Origin of the sequence: Erwinia sp. S38 (assembly GCF_016624545.1) — a bacterium.
Lineage (GTDB): Bacteria > Pseudomonadota > Gammaproteobacteria > Enterobacterales > Enterobacteriaceae > Erwinia > Erwinia coffeiphila.
Genome location: NZ_JACVTS010000006.1, coordinates 246,961 through 264,664, shown reverse-complemented (window position 1 = coordinate 264,664; position 17,704 = coordinate 246,961). Strand labels below are relative to the sequence as shown.

Annotated in this window: 15 protein-coding genes; 5 read left to right on the top strand and 10 right to left on the bottom strand. The window is 57.5% G+C overall.

Annotation, left to right across the window (positions count from 1 at the left end; all coding sequences use genetic code 11):
• Nucleotides 1-270 precede the first annotated feature (270 nt).
• Complete coding sequence (locus IBT46_RS09800; protein WP_200545516.1) at nt 271-726, top strand: hypothetical protein; 456 nt, start codon at nt 271-273, stop codon at nt 724-726.
• Between the two features lie 440 nt (nt 727-1,166).
• Here the strand turns inward: IBT46_RS09800 and IBT46_RS09795 are convergent, their stop codons facing one another.
• Both IBT46_RS09795 and pqqU read right to left on the bottom strand, forming a co-directional pair.
• Entirely contained in the window at nt 1,167-3,551 is a 2,385-nt protein-coding gene (locus IBT46_RS09795) for a glucose/quinate/shikimate family membrane-bound PQQ-dependent dehydrogenase (RefSeq protein ID WP_200545515.1), read from the bottom strand.
• 168 nt (nt 3,552-3,719) lie between these two features.
• On the bottom strand, nt 3,720-5,828 hold the full coding sequence (gene pqqU / locus IBT46_RS09790; RefSeq protein ID WP_200545529.1) for a TonB-dependent receptor PqqU: 2,109 nt from the start codon (nt 5,826-5,828) through the stop codon (nt 3,720-3,722).
• Between the two features lie 540 nt (nt 5,829-6,368).
• Here pqqU and IBT46_RS09785 point away from each other — a divergent pair.
• The 4 genes from IBT46_RS09785 (at nt 6,369) to IBT46_RS09770 (ending at nt 9,379) form a co-directional block, all read left to right on the top strand.
• Entirely contained in the window at nt 6,369-6,764 is a 396-nt protein-coding gene (locus IBT46_RS09785; protein WP_234480048.1) for a hypothetical protein, read from the top strand.
• Between the two features lie 22 nt (nt 6,765-6,786).
• Complete coding sequence (locus IBT46_RS09780; RefSeq protein WP_200545514.1) at nt 6,787-7,926, top strand: iron-containing alcohol dehydrogenase; 1,140 nt, start codon at nt 6,787-6,789, stop codon at nt 7,924-7,926.
• Between the two features lie 63 nt (nt 7,927-7,989).
• Nucleotides 7,990-8,766 carry an SDR family NAD(P)-dependent oxidoreductase gene (locus IBT46_RS09775; protein ID WP_105590985.1) on the top strand — a complete coding sequence of 259 codons (777 nt, stop codon included), beginning with the start codon at nt 7,990-7,992 and terminating at the stop codon, nt 8,764-8,766.
• Nucleotides 8,767-8,929: 163 nt separating this feature from the next.
• Entirely contained in the window at nt 8,930-9,379 is a 450-nt protein-coding gene (locus tag IBT46_RS09770) for an RcnB family protein (RefSeq protein WP_200545513.1), read from the top strand.
• Nucleotides 9,380-9,407: 28 nt separating this feature from the next.
• On the opposite strand, the gene IBT46_RS09765 is transcribed toward IBT46_RS09770, so the two are convergent.
• The 8 genes from IBT46_RS09765 to IBT46_RS09730 all read right to left on the bottom strand — a co-directional run bounded on the left by IBT46_RS09765 (nt 9,408) and on the right by IBT46_RS09730 (nt 17,573).
• Entirely contained in the window at nt 9,408-10,991 is a 1,584-nt protein-coding gene (locus tag IBT46_RS09765; protein ID WP_200545512.1) for an ABC transporter ATP-binding protein, read from the bottom strand.
• A gap of 3 nt (nt 10,992-10,994) precedes the next feature.
• Nucleotides 10,995-11,804 carry an ABC transporter permease gene (locus IBT46_RS09760; RefSeq protein ID WP_200545511.1) on the bottom strand — a complete coding sequence of 270 codons (810 nt, stop codon included), beginning with the start codon at nt 11,802-11,804 and terminating at the stop codon, nt 10,995-10,997.
• Between the two features lie 74 nt (nt 11,805-11,878).
• The gene (locus IBT46_RS09755; RefSeq protein WP_200545510.1) at nt 11,879-12,868 is read right to left on the bottom strand and encodes an ABC transporter permease; all 990 of its coding nucleotides are present in this window, start codon (nt 12,866-12,868) and stop codon (nt 11,879-11,881) included.
• A gap of 37 nt (nt 12,869-12,905) precedes the next feature.
• The gene (locus tag IBT46_RS09750) at nt 12,906-14,450 is read right to left on the bottom strand and encodes an ABC transporter substrate-binding protein (protein ID WP_200545509.1); all 1,545 of its coding nucleotides are present in this window, start codon (nt 14,448-14,450) and stop codon (nt 12,906-12,908) included.
• A 58-nt stretch (nt 14,451-14,508) separates the two neighbouring features.
• Nucleotides 14,509-15,417, bottom strand: coding sequence for a homocysteine S-methyltransferase family protein (locus IBT46_RS09745; RefSeq protein ID WP_200545508.1), 909 nt, complete (start codon nt 15,415-15,417; stop codon nt 14,509-14,511).
• Nucleotides 15,418-15,562: 145 nt separating this feature from the next.
• Complete coding sequence (locus IBT46_RS27275; RefSeq protein ID WP_234480047.1) at nt 15,563-16,183, bottom strand: coiled-coil domain-containing protein; 621 nt, start codon at nt 16,181-16,183, stop codon at nt 15,563-15,565.
• Between the two features lie 322 nt (nt 16,184-16,505).
• Nucleotides 16,506-16,964, bottom strand: a complete 459-nt coding sequence (locus IBT46_RS09735; RefSeq protein WP_200545507.1) for an RcnB family protein — start codon at nt 16,962-16,964, stop codon at nt 16,506-16,508.
• Between the two features lie 177 nt (nt 16,965-17,141).
• The gene (locus IBT46_RS09730) at nt 17,142-17,573 is read right to left on the bottom strand and encodes an OsmC family protein (protein ID WP_105590976.1); all 432 of its coding nucleotides are present in this window, start codon (nt 17,571-17,573) and stop codon (nt 17,142-17,144) included.
• Between the last annotated feature and the right edge of the window lie 131 nt (nt 17,574-17,704).

Here is a 17,704-nt window from a genome sequence, read left to right as displayed (position 1 = left end):
CTCCAAACTCTCCAAACTCTCCAAACTCTCCAAACTCTCCAAACTCTCCAAGCTATTGTGTTAACACATAATTCGACGTCAATGCAGCAAAAGGTGAGAGCAGATTTTTTAGCAAATATCTTCTGGTCTGGATGCAACAACGGGCTGCATAGCCCATTTCCGTTTAATGACATTCATGCATAACAGATGTTCTCTGAACTGAAGATAATTCCAGTGTCACGCCGCTGACGGGTGCTGCCACGACGTGCAACCCTCAGTGCTGAAAAGAAATTGGAAGCCCGGATTTATCCTTCAGAAAACGCGGAAGTCAGAAAGCAGGCTGGTTGTGCCACCGATCGGGCAATCCGCAACGCTGAACGTAGAGAAAAATCAGGACTCATCCTTCAGAAAACGCGGAAGTCAGCAAGCAGGCTGGTTGCGCCCCCGGGCGGGCAATCCGCAGCGCTGAACGCAGAGAGGAAAGCCAGGACTCATCCTTCAGAAAACACAGAAGTCAGCAAGCAGGCTGGTTGTGCCACCGATCGGGCAATCCGCAACACTGAACGCAGAGAAAAATCAGGACTCATCCTTCAGAAAACACAGAAGTCAGCAAGCAGGCTGGTTGTTCCCCCGGGCGGGCAATCCGCTGCGCTGAACGCAGAGAAAAATCAGGACTCATCCTTCAAAAAACACAGAAGTCAGCAAGCAGGCTGGTTGTGCCCTCGGGCGGGCAATCCGCAGCGCTGAACGCAGAGAGGAAAGCCAGGATTCGCCCACATGGACGTGGGCGAAAGGCACAGCCGCGCAGGACGCGCGTCTGTGCCGGTCCGGCAAGCTGACGAACGAAGTGAAGGAACCGCAACGCGGCGCGAGGACCGCCCGAACGGGGGCACAACCAGCCAGCGCTAACTCCAGTCTTTGCAAACAACGCAACACAAATACGTGCCGGTCCGGCAGGATGACGAGCGAAGTGAAGGAACCGCAACGCGGCGCGAGGACCGCCAGACCGGGGGCACAACCAGCCAGCGCTAACTCCAGTCTTTGCAAACAACGCAACACAAATCTGTGCCGGTCCGGCAGGCTGACAAACGAAATGAAGGAACCGCATAAAAAAAGGCGACCGTAAAAACGGCCGCCCTCAACGCTATCTCAGAAGCGAACCCGCAGGCCCGCCCCGAATTACACGCTTACTTACTGTCCGGCAAAGCATAAGCAATCACATGATCGCCCATCTTCGTACCGAACGAACCGTGACCACCGGCCACAATCACCACGTACTGCTTACCGTTCACTTCATACGTCATCGGTGTAGCCTGACCGCCCGCTGGCAGACGCGCCTGCCACAGCTGCTCGCCGTTAGACACGTTAAACGCACGCAGATAGTTATCGGCAGTCGCCGCAATGAAGAACACGTTACCGGCAGTAGAAACCGGGCCGCCCAGCATTGGCATACCCATTTTAAACGGCAGCGGAATCGGTGAACTGTCGCGCACCGTACCGATACGTTTTTTCCACACGATATCGTTAGTCTTCAGGTCGATCGCTGAAATGTAGCCCCATGAAGGCTGCTTGCACGGGAAGCCCAGCGGAGACAGGAACGGATTCAGCGTCACGCCGTACGGCACGCCGTACTGTGGCTGAATACCGGACTCGCTGCCGGTGCCGCCTTTATCGTTCTCGTCCGGCTCCATCGGGTTACCCGGACCGCGCGGTACCAGACGGGAAACGAACGGCAGCGCCATTGGGTTTGCCACGGCAACCTGACGGTCGGTGTCCACAGAGATACCGCCCCACTCGAACATCCCCAGGTTACCCGGGAACACCAGCGTGCCCTGCTCGGATGGCGGGGTGAACGGGCCTTCATAACGCAGCTGATGGAACATCACGCGGCAGATCAGCTGATCGTAGATAGTGGCGCCCCACATATCTTTACCGGCCAGATGCTCTTTCGGACGGAAGCTCAGCTCAGAGTAAGGCTGGGTTGGAGAAAGGCGATCGCCCTTCGCCGGACCACCCGGCACTTTCATCTCAGGCGCAGGAACCACCGGCTTACCGTTACGGCGATCCAGCACGAACAGGTCACCGGTTTTAGTCGGCACATAGATAACCGGAACTTTGTTGCCGTTCTTGTCATCAATGTCCGCCAGCGTTGGCTGAGCCGGAACGTCCATATCCCACAGATCGTGATGCACGGTCTGGTAGAACCAGGCCAGCTTGCCGGTAGTCGCATTCAGCGCCAGCAGACCGGTAGCAAAACGCTCCATCTCTGGCGTACGATTGCCGCCCCAGATATCCGGAGTCGACACGCCAATCGGCAGATACACCAGGTCCAGCGAGGCATCATACGCCGCCGGTGCCCAGGAGTTTGGCGAGTTCGGCGTGTAATGCTGATCCGCTTCCGGCAGCAGGTTTGGATCTTTAGCACCGGTATCGAAGGCCCACAGCAGCTTACCGGTCTTCACGTCGAAACCACGGACAACGCCGGACGGTTCTTTGGTGGAGTAGTTATCGGTCACTGCACCGGCCATCACGATGGTGGTTGGTGTCACAATCGGTGGTGAGGTTGGCTCATAGCCGCCCACTTTGTTGAACGGCATATTGCTCTGCAGGTTCAGCTTGCCGTTGTCACCAAATTCCGCACACAGCTCACCGGTTTCGGCATCCAGTGCGTACAGGTTACCGTCGTTCACCGGCAGCAGAATGCGGCGTGCGCACAGCGCAGGCTTGGCACCCGCTGGCAGCGCGGCGGCTTCCGGAGTCTGGTAGTAAGACACACCGCGACAGGTCACGTGCTGGAACGTCGGGTCGGTCTTCATTTTCGGATCGAAACGCCACTTCTCTTTACCGGTCGCGGCATCCAGCGCAAACAGCTTCTGGTGCGCAGTACACAGGTAAAGGGCATCACCGATTTTGATCGGCGTTGCTTCGTTAGTGATTTCACCCGGATCGGTTGCGGTTTTCAAATCGCCGGTCTGGAAGTCCCACGCCTGCTGTAGCTCGCCGACGTTCTTATCGGTGATCTGCTTCAGCGGAGAGTAACGAGTACCGCCCTGGGTACGGCCGTAGGCAGGCCAGTCGCCGGCAGCAACGCCGTCAGCGGAAGGCGCAGACTGTTCAACCTGATCAGCGCTCAGCGTGCCGTTCACTTCCTGCGGATCGTTAAATACCGAGTAGGCCAGCACGATAACCACAAACACCAGCACGCCGGCCAGCGCCGTGCGCGGGAAGGCGCCTTCGCTGCTCAGGCCACGCCAGATAAACGGCAGTACCAGCCACAGGCCGAAGAAGAAGGTCACGTCCAGACGCGGAGTCAACGCCCAGAAATCCGATCCCACTTCCCACAGCGACCAAATGGTGGTGCCGAGCAGGAACAGTGCGTAGAGCAGTAACGCTGCGCCACGGCGGCGGAACAGCAAAAAGGCGGTGATCAGCTGAATCACACCGGCAATAATGTAGTAGAGCGAACCGCCCAGTTTAGCTAACCAGATACCGCCAATTAACAGATACAGGCCGCTGAGTACGGCAAATATCGTCGTCAACAGGATCAGGATCCTTGATGCTTTACTTTGCATAATTTGAACCTTACCAATATTTAAAGTCGTCGATTAAGCGTAAGCCTAATCTTTAAAAACACCCGGTTATTGTTTAGCCATCCATCCGGTGTGTTCTGACCCGCTGCTGCCGGTGGCGTGAGCGGGCCGTTTTGGATATGTTGCCGTAAAACTTCCGGCGTTAAATCATCAGAACTGATAAGCCAGCGTCGCACCGCCGCCCCAGTTGCGCCCCGGGGCCGGTTCGAAGTAACGACCGTTGCCTTCGTTAACAATTACCGAGCCGACGTACTGGCGATCGAACAGGTTGTCCACGCGGCCGAACAGGTCCAGCGACCAGCGGCTCCAGTTAAAGCGATAGCCGGTGTTCAGGCTGGTTACCGCGTAGGACGGAGCCTGAGCATCATTGGCGTCATCGGCCTGGATGCGGCTTAAATAGCGAATGTCCGCGCCGGCGTGCCAGCCGCTTTCCGGTGCATATTCCAGCGAGGCGTAGCCCATATTGCGGGCGATACCCGGTAAGCGATTACCCGCCGGGGTGCAGCTGCCGCTGGACGAACAGGTTTCGTTGCGGTAAGTGGCATCCAGCAGCGTCCACGCCATTTTCAGACGCCAGTCCTGGGCGAACTGCTGATCGAAGCCCAGCTCCAGGCCACGGCGGCGAGTTTCCCCGGCGTTTTTATACACCGCACGACCGTACTGGCTCTTATCCACCACCAGCTCGTTGTCAGTGTTGGTCTGGAAGATGGCGGCGGTCAGCAGGCCGTAACCGATGCGGGTTTTGCTGCCGATTTCAAAGGTATCGCTGGTGGCCGGTTTCAGGCCAAGGTTCAGGCCGGTTTCGCTACCGGACGTTGAGCGATAGGAAAGCTCGTTGATGGTCGGCGTTTCAAAACCACGACCGGCGGAAGCATAAAGATTCCACGCATCGGTCACCGCATAGTTGATCGAACCCATCGGCAGCAGTTTGTGGTAGCGCGCGCTGCCGCTGTCGTCACCGTTGCCCTGAGTAATATAGTAGTCGGTAGAATCAAAACTGACCGTGCTGTAACGCAGACCGGCATCCAGCGTCCAGGCGGAAGAGAGCTGCCAGCTGGTTTGCAGATAGGGGTCGAGATTCCACATGGTGTTCTTCTCGTTGCGGCGCTGATCCCCTTTCTCACCGAACTGCGGCACGCCGTTCACCAGGTTGTAGTTCTGGAAGCCCTGACGGCGCTCGGTCATGGTTTCATAGTCCAGGCCGGCGATCAGCGAAACCGGCATCGATCCCAGCTGGTCGTCATGCTTCCAGCGGGTATCAATCCCCTGGTATTTACGTTCCAGCACGATCACGCCGCCCGGATAGGCCGCGTTCTGCTGTGTCGCGTAAGGAATGGACTGATACTGCGTGGTGTGGCGCTCGCCGTGCCACGTGGTCAACGTCAGTTCGTCGTTATCGCTCATCTGACGCTGGTAGCGCAGGCCAATCTGCGTCTGGTCAAGGCTCTTGCGCGTATTGTACTGATCGCCACGCGGCGACTGCTTCGGATTGGCTTTGTATTCGGCCTCGCTCAGGCCGCCGGGATCGTTAGCATCCACCGATACGCTGTTAAACATCAGCGTCAGGGTGCTGACATCGTCCAGCCGAACGCCGAGTTTACCGTTACCGAGGCTTTTTTGCGTACCGCTATGGTCGCGGAAGCCATGGGTGGTAAAGCGGGAACCGGAAATGGTGTAGTTAACGTCACCGGCCTGAGTACCGTCGCCGGTTGCACCGCTGGCCTTAACGCTGTTGCGCCAGGTGCCGTAGCTGCCGAAGTAAGTGCCTGCTTCCAGCGTGGTGGGCTGGCTGCCGGTGGTGGTGTCAATGTTCACCACGCCGCCGGAGGCGTTACCGTAAAGCGCGGAGTACGGGCCGCGCAGCACTTCCACTTTGCCAATGGAATTGATATCGATATTCGAGGTCTGGCCCTGGCCGTCCGGCATGGTCGCAGGAATACCGTCAACGTAGATGCGCACGCCGCGTACGCCGTACATGGAGCGGCTGCCGAAGCCACGCACCGACAGTTGCAGATCCTGCGCGTAGTTCTGGCGGTTCTGAATTTGCAGGCCCGGCACGCTGCCCAGGCTTTCAGACAGATTCACCTGCGCCGTGCTGTGGCGCAGATCGTCGCCTTCCACCACGCTGACGGCGGCAGGGGTATCCAGTTCGGACAGACCATTACGGTGTTTGATGACCATCAGGGTGGAATCCTGTCCCTGAGCGGCGGTTGCAGAGGTTTGCGCAAAGCTGACGGCTGTAGGAGCGATGATCAACATCGGCGTCAGCAGCAATACAGAGGTTTTATTTTTATTCACTGGAAAGATTCGGAGTTAACAAGCACCAAAAAAACGCTCTATCCCATACCAGAATCCCCACGCCGCAAATCAGATGCAGCCAATGAGATTAACCCGGTATTCCCGGAATAAGCACCTGTCTTTCCCTGACGAGTTGATGCACAGTCACCGCAGGGCAGACTCGTCAAAAAGTATACAACCCTTTGCGTATTTTGCCCGTAAGCCGTTCCGTGCTGCTTTCCCTGCTCCCCCGCTCTGGAGGAATCGTGACGTTGATAAGCGCGTCATAACGCACTTCAATGTGATATCCATCACAAAAATCGCAAGGATTGTAGCACTCCTTAATTCGTTTGCGAACTATTGTTAACAAAATCACAGAATCGATTCCGCATATTGTTACATAGTGGAGGGTTATTCAGCGGAAAGTGTAAATTTACCGTCGTGCGCAATGGCTTTCGCCCGGTACAACTGCCGCGCTATACTCGGGCTATACTAAGGAACCCCCAACCGACAGGATGCGTAATGCCGTACTCATGTCTCAGGCTGATGCCACCGCGCCTTTTCGCTGTCCCGTTTTTACGGCCGCTGCCTGCCGTACTGGTTCTGCTGCTTGCCGCCTGCTCTTCTGACTATAAAGGGGTGGAGTGTAACGGCCAGCGCCAGAGCCTTGAAGGCCAGCCGCTGGGTAATGTGCAGGGATTAGTCGTTGACCGCTTCAACTCTTTTTCCGTTACCCTGCCCGATTTAACGCTGGACAGCGGCACGCTGCAATCCACTAATCGCGAGCTGTATATTCCCTCGGCCGTCACCCGCGACGGCTGGTTGGCGCAGCGTATTTCCGATCGGCAATTCAGTATTATCAATTCACCGCAAAATCAGATGATCACCTTCAACTGCCCGGCACCCGGGCAGCTGTAACCCTAAAGGCCCCAGTCCGTTTATGAATACCAGCCAACTGATCGCCAATCGTCAGACTTTCTTCGGCAGCGGCAGCCTGCAACAGCTACCGCGCCTGCTGACTGAAACACCTTTACCTACCCTGCTGTTCTGCGGCAGTTCTTTCTTGCGCAGCGATGCCTGGAAAAACCTGGAGCATCAGGTACAACCGCTGCTGGTCGGGATTGAAATTGTGCCGCACGAAGCATCACCCGGTGAGATCGACAGCTGGGTGACGCGCTGGCGCGGCAAAATCCAGCGCGTCGTCGCTATTGGTGGCGGCAGCGTGCTGGATGCGGCGAAAGCGGTGGCGGCGCTGAGCCAGCATCCGCTAAATACGCTGCGCTATCTGGAGAAAGTCGGCGACACGACGGTAAGTGGCGCAACCCTGCCGCTGATCGCTGTGCCGACCACGGCAGGAACCGGCAGCGAAGTGACGCAAAATGCGGTGATTACGGATAAAGCAGAGATCAAAGTAAAAGCCTCGCTGCGCCATCCTGAATTTGTTCCGCAGGTGGCTATTCTCGATCCCGACCTGCTGCGCGGCGCACCGGATAACGTGCTGGTTTGCTGCGCGGTGGATGCTTTCACCCACCTGTTCGAGGCATATCTGTCATCAAAGGGTAATGCGTTTACCCGTCAGACCGCCATCAGCGGCATGCAGGCCTTCGTGCGCGGCTGGCCGCAGCTGACCGAAAGAGGTTCTCAGGGCGATAGAGCACGTGAGCAAATGATGCTGGCCTCATGGCTTGGCGGCCAGAGCCTGAGCATGGCGGGGCTGGGGGTGATCCACGGTATTGCCGGGGAGCTGGGTGCCATCAAAGATTACCACCACGGCGAGGTCTGCGGCCGTCTGCTGCTGCCGTTCCTGACTCTGCTGGACGTAAGCCCGCATCCGCAGCAGGCGGTGTTGATGCAGGAGCTTAACTTCGCGCTATTCCAGCAGACCAGCGAACAACCCGCAGAGCAGCTAAAGCAGTGGCTAATAGCTAACGCCGGCCTGGCCTTCTGGCAGGATCTTCAGCCCCTCTCGGTGGATGAGGTTGACTGGATTCTTTCGCGTTCGAACAGTAAGAATTCCCTGGTCAGCTACAGCCGCGAACAGCAGCATTGGATGCTGGAACAGGCTTATCGCATCGGGTAATTCACAGAGTCGCTGAATCGTGTCTACACTTATTCTCCTGACCTAACCGCACAGGAGATTGTGATGAAGATTGATTTAAGCGGCAAAACCGCCATCGTCACCGGTTCAACGAAAGGTATCGGTAAAGGTATTGCTCAGGGGCTGGCAAAAGCCGGAGCACGAGTGGTGATCACCGGGCGTCATCAGCAGCAGGTGGATGAACTGGTCAAAGAACTGGGCAATGGGGCACGAGGTCATGCTCTGGATCTGGGTACCGCCGATGGATGCAGCGCGCTGCTGAACGCCGAACCGCAGTGCGATATTCTGGTCAATAACGTCGGCATTTTCCCCGGTGGCGACTTCTTTGAAACCGACGATGCGCTATGGCAGAACATCTGGGATATCAACGTCATGTCGGCAGTACGGCTTAGCCGCGCGTACATGCCGAAAATGATCCAATCCGGCTGGGGACGGGTGGTGTTCCTCTCCTCTGAATCCGCCATCAATATTCCGGCAGATATGATCCACTATGGCGTTAGCAAAACCGCTTTGCTTGCGCTGTCTCGCGGTCTGGCAAAAGCCGCCGCAGGCACGGGTGTGACAGTCAATGCGGTGCTGCCCGGGCCAACCCTGTCCGATGGTTTCGCCGAAATGTTTAAGCAGGAAGTGGCCAACGGCGCGAAGCTGGAAGATCTGGGCGTAGAGTTTGTGAAGGCCAATCGTCCAACCTCAGTTATCCAGCGAGCCGCCAGCGTGGAAGAGGTGAGTAACATGGTGACCTACGTCTGCTCACCGCTCTCCTCCGCCACGTCCGGTGCCGCATTACGGGTGGATGGCGGCGTGGTCGAAACACCGTTTTAACCCCTCTTGCAACGCTGCCGGTGGTGGCGTTGCAGTTTTGCGTAAAGACGAATTAAAAAAACCGTTAAACCTGCACTCTTCAGATTTTTACCCTTGTTAGCGACCCGCCCGAAGGCCACATTCCTTTTGTCTGAACACTGATTCAACCGAAAGGAATAACAAGATGAAAAAGACCCTGATTATGGCTTTATCCGTCATGATGATTGCCAGCAGCAGCCTGAGCGCCTTTGCCCAGGGGCCGGACAACGGCCGCGACGCACAGCAGCAGCCAATAAAGCACCCGCAACAGAAACAACAGCAGGGCAACGGCGGGCAGCCACAGCAGAATCAGCACGCCAACGGCGGCCAACCTCAGCGCGAAAACAACACGCGCCCGCAGCAGGCGTCGCACCAGCAGGCACACGGCAACAAACCGGAGCGCCAGCAGCCTGACTTCCGTAAGGGACGCCCGCTGCCGCAGCAGTATCGCGGTGCAGGCTATCAGGTTAACGACTGGAAAAAACACGGTCTGAAAGCACCACCGTCAGGTCATCGCTGGATGAACGTGAACGGCAACTACGTGCTGATTGCTATCGCTACTGGCGTGATTGCTTCGGTGATTGCCCACCAATAACGACCATAGGCTGCGCCGGACAGCGGAGCTATGCCACCGCACCAGCCTCTTCCAGCCAGCCCACGCGCATTTCAGGCACCGCCCGCAGCAGCCGGGCGGTGTACTCGTCCAGCGGCGCGGTAAACACCTGATCCAGCCGCCCCTGGCGCACCACTTTGCCGTGGCGCAGTACCATCACCTCATCGGCCACCGCCTGAACCACGTGCAGATCGTGGGTAATAAACAGCATCGACACGCCGGTTTCTTCCTGTAGCGATTTCAGCAGCGCCAGCACTTCGCGACCGACCAGCGGATCGAGTGCGGAAGTCGGCTCATCGCAGACAATCAGTGCCGGATCGACCGCCAGCGCACGGGCGATACAGACGCGCTGCTTCTGACCACCGGACAGCGCGTGCGGATAGCGATCCGCCAGCTGCGGCGGCAGGCCGACCTTTTCCAGCAGTTCGCTGACTCGCGCCTGCCGCTGCAGCGGCGTCAGCGTGGTCAGACAAACCATCGAGCGCGCAATCTGTACACCGATGGTAAGCCGCGGATTCAGCGCGGTGTCCGGATGCTGATGGATCATCTGTACCGACTGGAGCTGCTGGCGGGAACGCTGGTGCAGTGCAGCAGGCAGCAGCTGGCCGTTAAAGCGCACGCTGCCGTGCGCGGGGGCAACCAGCCCGCAAATCAACCTGCCCAGCGTCGATTTCCCGGCACCCGACTCGCCAATCAGCGCCAGAGTGCGGCCCCGCCCGATGGTCAGCGAGACGTCGTCCAGCACGCGGTTGGCCTGATAATCAACGGAAATCTGTTCGGCGGTGAGCAGCGGCAGCGTGGTACTGCGCGGCTGATGCGGTTCGCCGTGGCTGTGCAGCAGATCGCGGGTGTAGGCTTCCTGCGGCGAGGCCAGCAGCCCGGCGGTGTTGCCGCACTCCACTTCGCGTCCGTGGCGCAGCACCATAATGCGCTGGCTGATCTGCGCCACCACCGCCAGATCGTGGCTGATATACAGCGCAGCGACTCCGGTCAGGCGGATCACTTCGCGGATTGCCTTCAGCACTTCCAGCTGGGTGGTCACATCCAGCGCGGTGGTCGGCTCATCAAAGATAATCAGCTCAGGACCGGCGCAGATCGCCATTGCGATCATCGCACGCTGCAGCTGCCCGCCCGACACCTGATGCGGATAGCGGTGGAAAAAGTCCTGCGGCTGCGGCAACTGTAGCTGACTGAAAATCTCAATCGCCCGCACTATCGCCTGCTGACGATTCAGTATCCGATGGCGAATAGCCGCTTCGATCACCTGCTCGCCGATCTTTTTCGCCGGGTTAAACGCCGCGCTGGCCGACTGCGCCACGTAGGCAATTTTCGCGCCGCGCACGCCGCGCAGCTGGCGTTCGGAAAGCCCGGTCAGCTCGCGCCCGGCAAAATGAATTTTGCCGCCGCTAAGCTTCATGCCAAAACGGAAATGACCGAGGATCGCCTGACCGATGGTGGATTTCCCCGCACCCGACTCTCCGATCAGTCCCAGCACCTCGCCCTTTTTCAGGGTGAAGGAGATGTCCTGCACCAGCACGGCATTCCCGGCGGTGACCCGCAGCTGCTCAACGCGTAACAGTGGTTGTTGGCTCATGATTTACTCCTGCCAGCTGCGGGTGTAGTGGCTTAACAGCCAGTCGGCAACGCTGTTCAGCGCGATCGCCAGCAGCGCGATGGCCGCACCGGGGATCAGCGCGGCCCAGACGCCAAACAGAATGCCGTCTTTATTATCCCGTGCCAGCCCGCCCCAGTCGGCGGTCGGCGGCTGAATACCCATGCCCAGGAACGACAGCGCAGACAGGAACAGCAGGATAAAGATAAAGCGCAGGGCAAACTCCGCGATCAGCGTGGTAAGCGCATTGGGCAGGATCTCGCACCACAGCACCCAGCTCAGGCGCTCACCGCGCAGCCGGGCAACTTCAATAAACTCCTGCGCCGCAATGTCCACCGCCAGCGAACGCGCCACGCGCAGCACCCGGGTGGATTCAAGGAAACCCAGCACCAGCACGATCACCGGAATGGTTTTCGGCAGCATCGCCAGCACCACCAGTGCAAGAATAAGCGTGGGGATCGCCATCAGAATATCGTTCAGCCTGGAGATCAGCTGGTCGACCCAGCCGCGACAGAAACCGGCCAGAAAGCCGAGAAACGTCCCGATGGCAAAGGCCAGCAGCGTTGCTACGGCGCTGACGCTCAGCGAAGTACGGGTGCCCCAGATCAGTCGGGACAGTAGATCGCGCCCCAGGTTATCGGTCCCCAGCCAGTTTTCCGCCGTGACCCCGCTCCATGCGCTGCCCACCACCTGGTCTGGCGCATACGGCGACAGCCAGGGGGCGAAAATCGCCACCAGAATAAACAGGCCCAGCCCGATCACACCGGGCAGCACCGCAAATTTCAGCCTAAACATCCACATCAATTCCTGGTTAGTCCCGGCAGTGTGCACGTTGCTGCACCACCGAGGGTAAAAATTATACCTGCCGCTTAGCGGCTGTGGCGCAGGCGCGGGTTAGCCAGCAGCGCGACGACATCGGCCAGCAGATTCAGCAAAATATAGATCCCCGCCAGTAGCAGGGCACAGTCCTGAATCACCGGGATATCACGCTTGCTAATGCTGTCGACCATATACTGCCCCAGGCCAGGGTAAACAAAAACGTTTTCAACGATCACCACGCCGACCATCAGCCAGGCAAGGTTTAACACGATCACGTTAATAATCGGCCCCCAAGCGTTTGGCAGCACGTGTCGGAAGAGGATTGCTGAAGGTGACAGCCCCTTCATCAGCGCCGTATCTACCCAGGCTGCATCCTGCGCACTCACCAGCGCGGCCCGGGTCATATTGCTCATATGGCCAAGGATCGCCAGAATCAGCGTCATGCACGGCAGAGCGATGGCCAGCAGTCGGTCGCCAAGCGGCATATCGTCGGAAATGCTGCTGTTGCTGGGCAGCCAGAACAGCGTGATGGAAAATATCATAATCAGCAGATAGCCGGAGAAAAACTCCGGCAGCGATACGGCAGCGCGAGTAAACAGGCTCAGCAGCCGGTCCAGCCAGCTGCCCTGGTAACGGGCGGACAGAAAGCCGATCACCAGCGCCAGCGGTACGGCGACGATGGCGGTGAAAAAGGCCAGCGACAGCGTGTTACCCAGCCGATCCAGCAGCACCGGCGCAATCGCTTCGCGACTGGTAAAGCTGTGGCCAAAATCACCGTGCAGCACGCCGCCCAGCCAGCCCAGATAGCGGCCCAGCGCGGGCTGGTCGAGGCCCAGCTGCTCATTCAGCGCCGCCACCGCCTGTGGCGTTGCGGTCTGGCCGAGGATCGCCGTTGCCGCGTTGCCAGGCAGCAGCTGGATGCCGATAAAGATCAGCGCCGATACCACCAGCAGCATCACCACACCGGCCAACAGCCGCAGCCCGATTAGTTTTAACAGGGGAAGGTGCCCCTTCCCCTTTGTCTCATGCAAATTACTCAAAAGATATCCTGCAACCTGAAGCTGAACCGGAAAGCCGTTAGGCGAACCACACTTTTTCCGCCGCGCGGTTGCCGCTCATGGTGAAGCCCGGAATCGCGACAAACCCGTTGATTTTTTTACTGCTGGCGTCCAGCGAGTCGGCATACAGCGGAATAATTTCGCTGCCCTGCTCCACCAGCATCAGCTGAATGTCGTGGTAAATCTGACGGCGCTTCTGCTCGTCCTGCTCGCCACGGGCAGCGTTAACCAGCTGGTCAAACTTAGGCTCTTTCCACTGCGACTCATTCCACGGTGCGTTACTGGTAAACACCAGCGACAGCAGCGCATCCGCCGTCGGGCGCAGCGACCAGTTTGAGGAAACAAACGGTTTCTTCATCCAGACGTTATCCCAGAAGGCATCATCCGGCACGCGCTCAACCTTCAGTGGAATACCGGCACGGGTGGCCGAGTTTTGGTACAGCTGGCCGGCATCTACCGCCCCAGGGAAGCCGGATTCGGCGACCGACAGCACCAGCGGGCCGGAGAAACCGGTTTTCTGCCAGTGGAATTTGGCTTTTTCCGGGTCGTAAGGGCGCTGGGGAATGTCTTTCGCAAAGTACTGGCTGGACGGGAAGATCGGGTTATCGTTAGCCACGGTGCCGTAGCCGCCCAGCACGGTTTTGATAATCTGCTCGCGGTCGATGGCGTATTTCAGCGCCAGACGCCCATCAAGGGTATTAAACGGTGCCGCCGTAGCCAGCCCCGGGAAGGTGAAGATCTGGCTGTCGCGCGAGCGCTGCAGCTGGATGTTCGGCATATTCTTCAGGCGGTCAACAATACGCGGGTTAACGCGGTTGATAATATGCGCCGAGCCGCTGGCCAGCGCCGCAACGCGCGCGGTGGAATCATTCATCGCCAGCGTTTCCACGGAATCCACGTGGCCACGAGCCGGGTTCCAGTGGTTCGGATTACGTTTCACCAGCGTACGCACGCCCGGCTTGAAACTTTCCAGAATAAAAGCACCGGTCCCGATGCCTTTATCAAAATTCTCATTTTCTGCGGTAATGGCGAAGTGAACGTCGCTGAGCAGCGCAATAAACTCCACGTTCGGCTCTTTCAGCTTGATCGTCACCTGATTTGGGCTGGTGGCTTCCAACGACACAACCGGGTCGAGATAGCCTTTCACCGACGAGCTGGATTTTTCATCGCGATGGTGGTTCAGTGAATAAATCACATCTTTCGCCGTTAGCGTGCGGCCATCGTGGAACTGCACGCCCTGACGAATATTGAGCACCCAGGTTTTGCTGCCGTCGCTGGTTTCCCAGCTCTCCGCCAGCGAGGGAACAATCTTGCCGTTTTCATCGACTTCCGCCAGGCAGTTAAACAGCTGGGAACCGACGAAATACATATAGGATTCGAACCAGAACGCCGGATCGAGGCGGTCGGTGCTGGAGGCGTTATCCATACCGACAATCAGATGGCCGCCTTTTTTCGGCGTGGTTGACGGCGCTTCAGCCGCCGTTGCAGCAGTAAATGGCCAGCTGGTGCAGGCCGCAGCCACCGAAAGCGCTCCGGTGGTTTTAATAAAGTCGCGACGATTCATATTGTGTTTCCTGGTTTTAATTTGTTTTTATTGGTTTTATCTGTCGTTGCCGTAGAGATTACTTCAGCGACGCGGCCAGTCGACCGATATGCTCGGGACCGATACCGCAGCAGCCACCGACCAGCGTCGCGCCAGCCGCCACCCACTCCTGCGCCCAGTTCAGGTAGCCTTCAGGGTGCGTATCCTTGCGCAGGGCGCTCAGCCCTTCATTAGCGCCGCCGCTGTTGCTGCCGTGGTCAAAGGCGTTAGCGTAAACGCCAATGCCGATATCCGCACCCAGCTGCTCACGCACGGCTGCCGCCTGCTTCACTGCAGAAGACATCACCTCAGGATGGCTGCAGTTGAACAGCACATTTTCTACGCCCAGCTCAATCGCCCTGCTCACCGCCGCGCCCACGCTCTCACCGGAGCGTAAGGTGCTGACGGCATCGTACAGCTCAGGCTCATCCTGCAGGGTAAATGAAAGCCACAGCGGCTGGGGCTGACCGGCAAGCACGGCATGGATGGATTCTGCTTCCGCAATCGAGCTAATCGTTTCACCCAGCCAGAGATCAACGTAAGGTGCCTGAGCGGCGACCAGTACACGATGGATCGCCTGTGCCTGCTGCTCATTAAACAGATCGGGACGATAAGAACCCAGCGCAGGGGGGAGGCTTCCGGCAACACGCACCGGGGTAATGATATCGGCAGAATCAGCAGCCTCACGGGCCAGCTGGCCGGCAAGTGCAGCCAGGCGAGCGCCATCATTTGCAAAGCGCTCTTCACCAATATGGAAGGGTACAACCGCGTAGCTGTTAGTGGTGATCGTTTCAGCCCCGGCCGCGATATAGCTGTTGTGGACATCACGGACGCGCTCCGGCGCTTCATACAGCGCCAGTGCAGACCATTCCGGCTGGCGGAAAGGTGCACCGATGCGCGCCAGTTCACGCCCCATGCCCCCGTCCAGAATTTTTACCCGCTGCGACATTCGGTTGTTCCCGTTAGCAAATTTCGAATGACAGCATGCTACATAAGTTGATGGCTACATGTCCAGACGTCTATACGCTGAAGTCCGGGAAAGTTAAGTATTAAATGCGCTCAAAGCGGTTCTCAGCCCGTATCCGCCGCGCTTGTTAAAAAAGGAGTTTCGCCAGCCCCAGCCCCAGGCCAAGAACGCCAACCTGCGAAGCCACGACCCATTTGGTTTGCATCGCCAGCGAACGGTGAAGCTCCGTACGCAAACCTTCAAATTTAATATCAAACTTGTTTTCCAGGTTCAGCAGATCCGCTTTGGTGGTGTAGTTAGATTTAATCACCGCCACATCCGATTTTAACTCCGCCATATCAGTCTGCAGCACGTTGACATCCGCCTGCAGTACGCCAACGTCTTTCTTCAGACCCATCATATCCGTTTGCAGGACAGCGACATCTTTCTTTAGTCCCGTCATGTCCGTCTGCAGCGCACTAACATCTTGCTTCAGCACTTGCATATCCGTCTGCAACACAGCCACGTCCGTTTTTAGTCCGGTCATATCCGCCTGCAGCACGCCAACATCTTTTTTCAAACCCGTCATATCCGTTTGCAGCACAGCCACGTCCGTTTTTAATCCGGTCATATCCGCCTGCAGTACGCCAACATCTTTCTTCAAACCCGTCATATCCATTTGTAGCACGGCCACATCCGTCTTTAGGCCGGTCACATCCTGCTGCGGCGTATCGGTGTTTTTTTCCAGCTTAACTACGCGCTCAACCATGGCATGTCCCTTTTCCGGTTGGTGATAATTTCATCTGTGGGGATCGTAAGGTAAGCAAATACCGGCTGGCAATATGCCAAAAGGGAATTTTCTGCGGGCCGTCTCGGGAAATCGGGATGTAACGATATGCAAGCCATCCTTTTGAAAAATATGAATAAGATGAGCCTGTAACATGTTTCTGTATCAAGTGTGCCAGACGTTTTTTTGTCGTCGGTGCGGGATGGAAGACTGAGGTTGGGGATAACGCAAAGCGTCTTTTGTCACAGAAATGATGCCCCGAAAAGTAAAAAACCGGCGGCAGCGGCCGCCGGTCAGAATCAGCTTAGTAGTGGCCTAAGGCACTGCCCAGAATGATCGAGGTGATCACGCCGGTGGCGGCGGCAATCAGCACGTAGTTGCCGTCAATGTAGCCCCAGTACGCGCCGCGCGGCGGTTCATACAGACCACGGCGATGCCAGTCATCCACCCGGTAGTCGTTACCACGGAAATGTGGCGGCAGCGGCTGTCCGCGGCGGAAGTCGTGGCCGTTCCAGGCAAAGCGATCGCGCTCGGCTGGGCGGAAGCGCTCATGATTATCGCGATCGGGTCCACGATTGTCATGACGATCCGGGCCGCCGCGATCGTTGCGATCGTGACGATCGCCCCGGTCAGGCTGGCCCCCACCCTGCTGATGCCACTGACGTTCCGGACCATTTCCCGGGCCGTCAGCGTGCGAGAAGGTGGAAAAGAAGCTGCTTGCGGTTAATACGCTAAGAACCAGTGCCAGTGTTGTTTTTTTCATCTTGATGCCCTCAATTTGCTCACGACCTGCATACTGTCGTTACCCAGCAATATCGGGCATCCGTCAACACTTCCCTATCTCCCGAACTCCTAATTCCGCCGGATTAGCGGATCTTTTTCTCGGGGCTTACGCATTCTTAACACTGTGGGCAAATTATGGATAAGCCCCGTATCCAGACTAGTTTTCCAACTGATAATCGAGGGTGATTTCAGTACTCAGCAGCTTAGAAATCGGGCAGCCCGCTTTGGCCTGCTGAATGATTTTATCAAATTCATCTTTCGCGATACCCGGCAGCTTCACCTTGCTTTGCAGTGCCACTTTTGTAATGCCAAAGCCGCCATCGACTTTATCCAGTGAAACGTCGGCCACGGTATCAATACTCTCAGGCGTAAACCCGGCCTCGCCCAGCATCAGCGACAGCGCCATTGAGAAGCATGCCGAGTGCGCGGCCCCGATCAGCTCTTCGGGGTTGGTGCCGGGTTTGCCTTCGAAACGGGTATTAAAACCATAGGGCTGATTATCCAGCGCCCCACTCTCCGTTGAGATGGTGCCTTTACCGCGCTTGATATCGCCTTCCCAGTGTGCCTGTCCTTTCTTATGAATGGTCATCGTTATCCTCCGGTTGGTTTTCACAGCTACCAGTATAGTCACTGACTCAGCGCCCGCAGAAAATCGGCCCGATTGCAGAACTTTCTGGTGTGGAAAACCACCTGATTTTTCCCGCACGCTAACGATGCCGG

Bases quoted from the DNA above. Each gene is read 5' to 3' on its own strand.
- IBT46_RS09780 (WP_200545514.1), top strand. From the start codon at position 6,787: ATGAATACCAGCCAACTGATCGCCAATCGTCAGACTTTCTTCGGCAGC.
- IBT46_RS09730 (WP_105590976.1), bottom strand. From the start codon at position 17,573: ATGACCATTCATAAGAAAGGACAGGCACACTGGGAAGGCGATATCAAG.
- IBT46_RS09785 (WP_234480048.1), top strand. From the start codon at position 6,369: ATGCCGTACTCATGTCTCAGGCTGATGCCACCGCGCCTTTTCGCTGTC.
- IBT46_RS09765 (WP_200545512.1), bottom strand. From the start codon at position 10,991: ATGAGCCAACAACCACTGTTACGCGTTGAGCAGCTGCGGGTCACCGCC.
- IBT46_RS27275 (WP_234480047.1), bottom strand. From the start codon at position 16,183: ATGGTTGAGCGCGTAGTTAAGCTGGAAAAAAACACCGATACGCCGCAG.
- IBT46_RS09770 (WP_200545513.1), top strand. From the start codon at position 8,930: ATGAAAAAGACCCTGATTATGGCTTTATCCGTCATGATGATTGCCAGC.
- IBT46_RS09760 (WP_200545511.1), bottom strand. From the start codon at position 11,804: ATGTTTAGGCTGAAATTTGCGGTGCTGCCCGGTGTGATCGGGCTGGGC.
- pqqU (WP_200545529.1), bottom strand. From the start codon at position 5,828: ATGTTGATCATCGCTCCTACAGCCGTCAGCTTTGCGCAAACCTCTGCA.
- IBT46_RS09795 (WP_200545515.1), bottom strand. From the start codon at position 3,551: ATGCAAAGTAAAGCATCAAGGATCCTGATCCTGTTGACGACGATATTT.
- IBT46_RS09775 (WP_105590985.1), top strand. From the start codon at position 7,990: ATGAAGATTGATTTAAGCGGCAAAACCGCCATCGTCACCGGTTCAACG.
- IBT46_RS09745 (WP_200545508.1), bottom strand. From the start codon at position 15,417: ATGTCGCAGCGGGTAAAAATTCTGGACGGGGGCATGGGGCGTGAACTG.
- IBT46_RS09750 (WP_200545509.1), bottom strand. From the start codon at position 14,450: ATGAATCGTCGCGACTTTATTAAAACCACCGGAGCGCTTTCGGTGGCT.
- IBT46_RS09735 (WP_200545507.1), bottom strand. From the start codon at position 16,964: ATGAAAAAAACAACACTGGCACTGGTTCTTAGCGTATTAACCGCAAGC.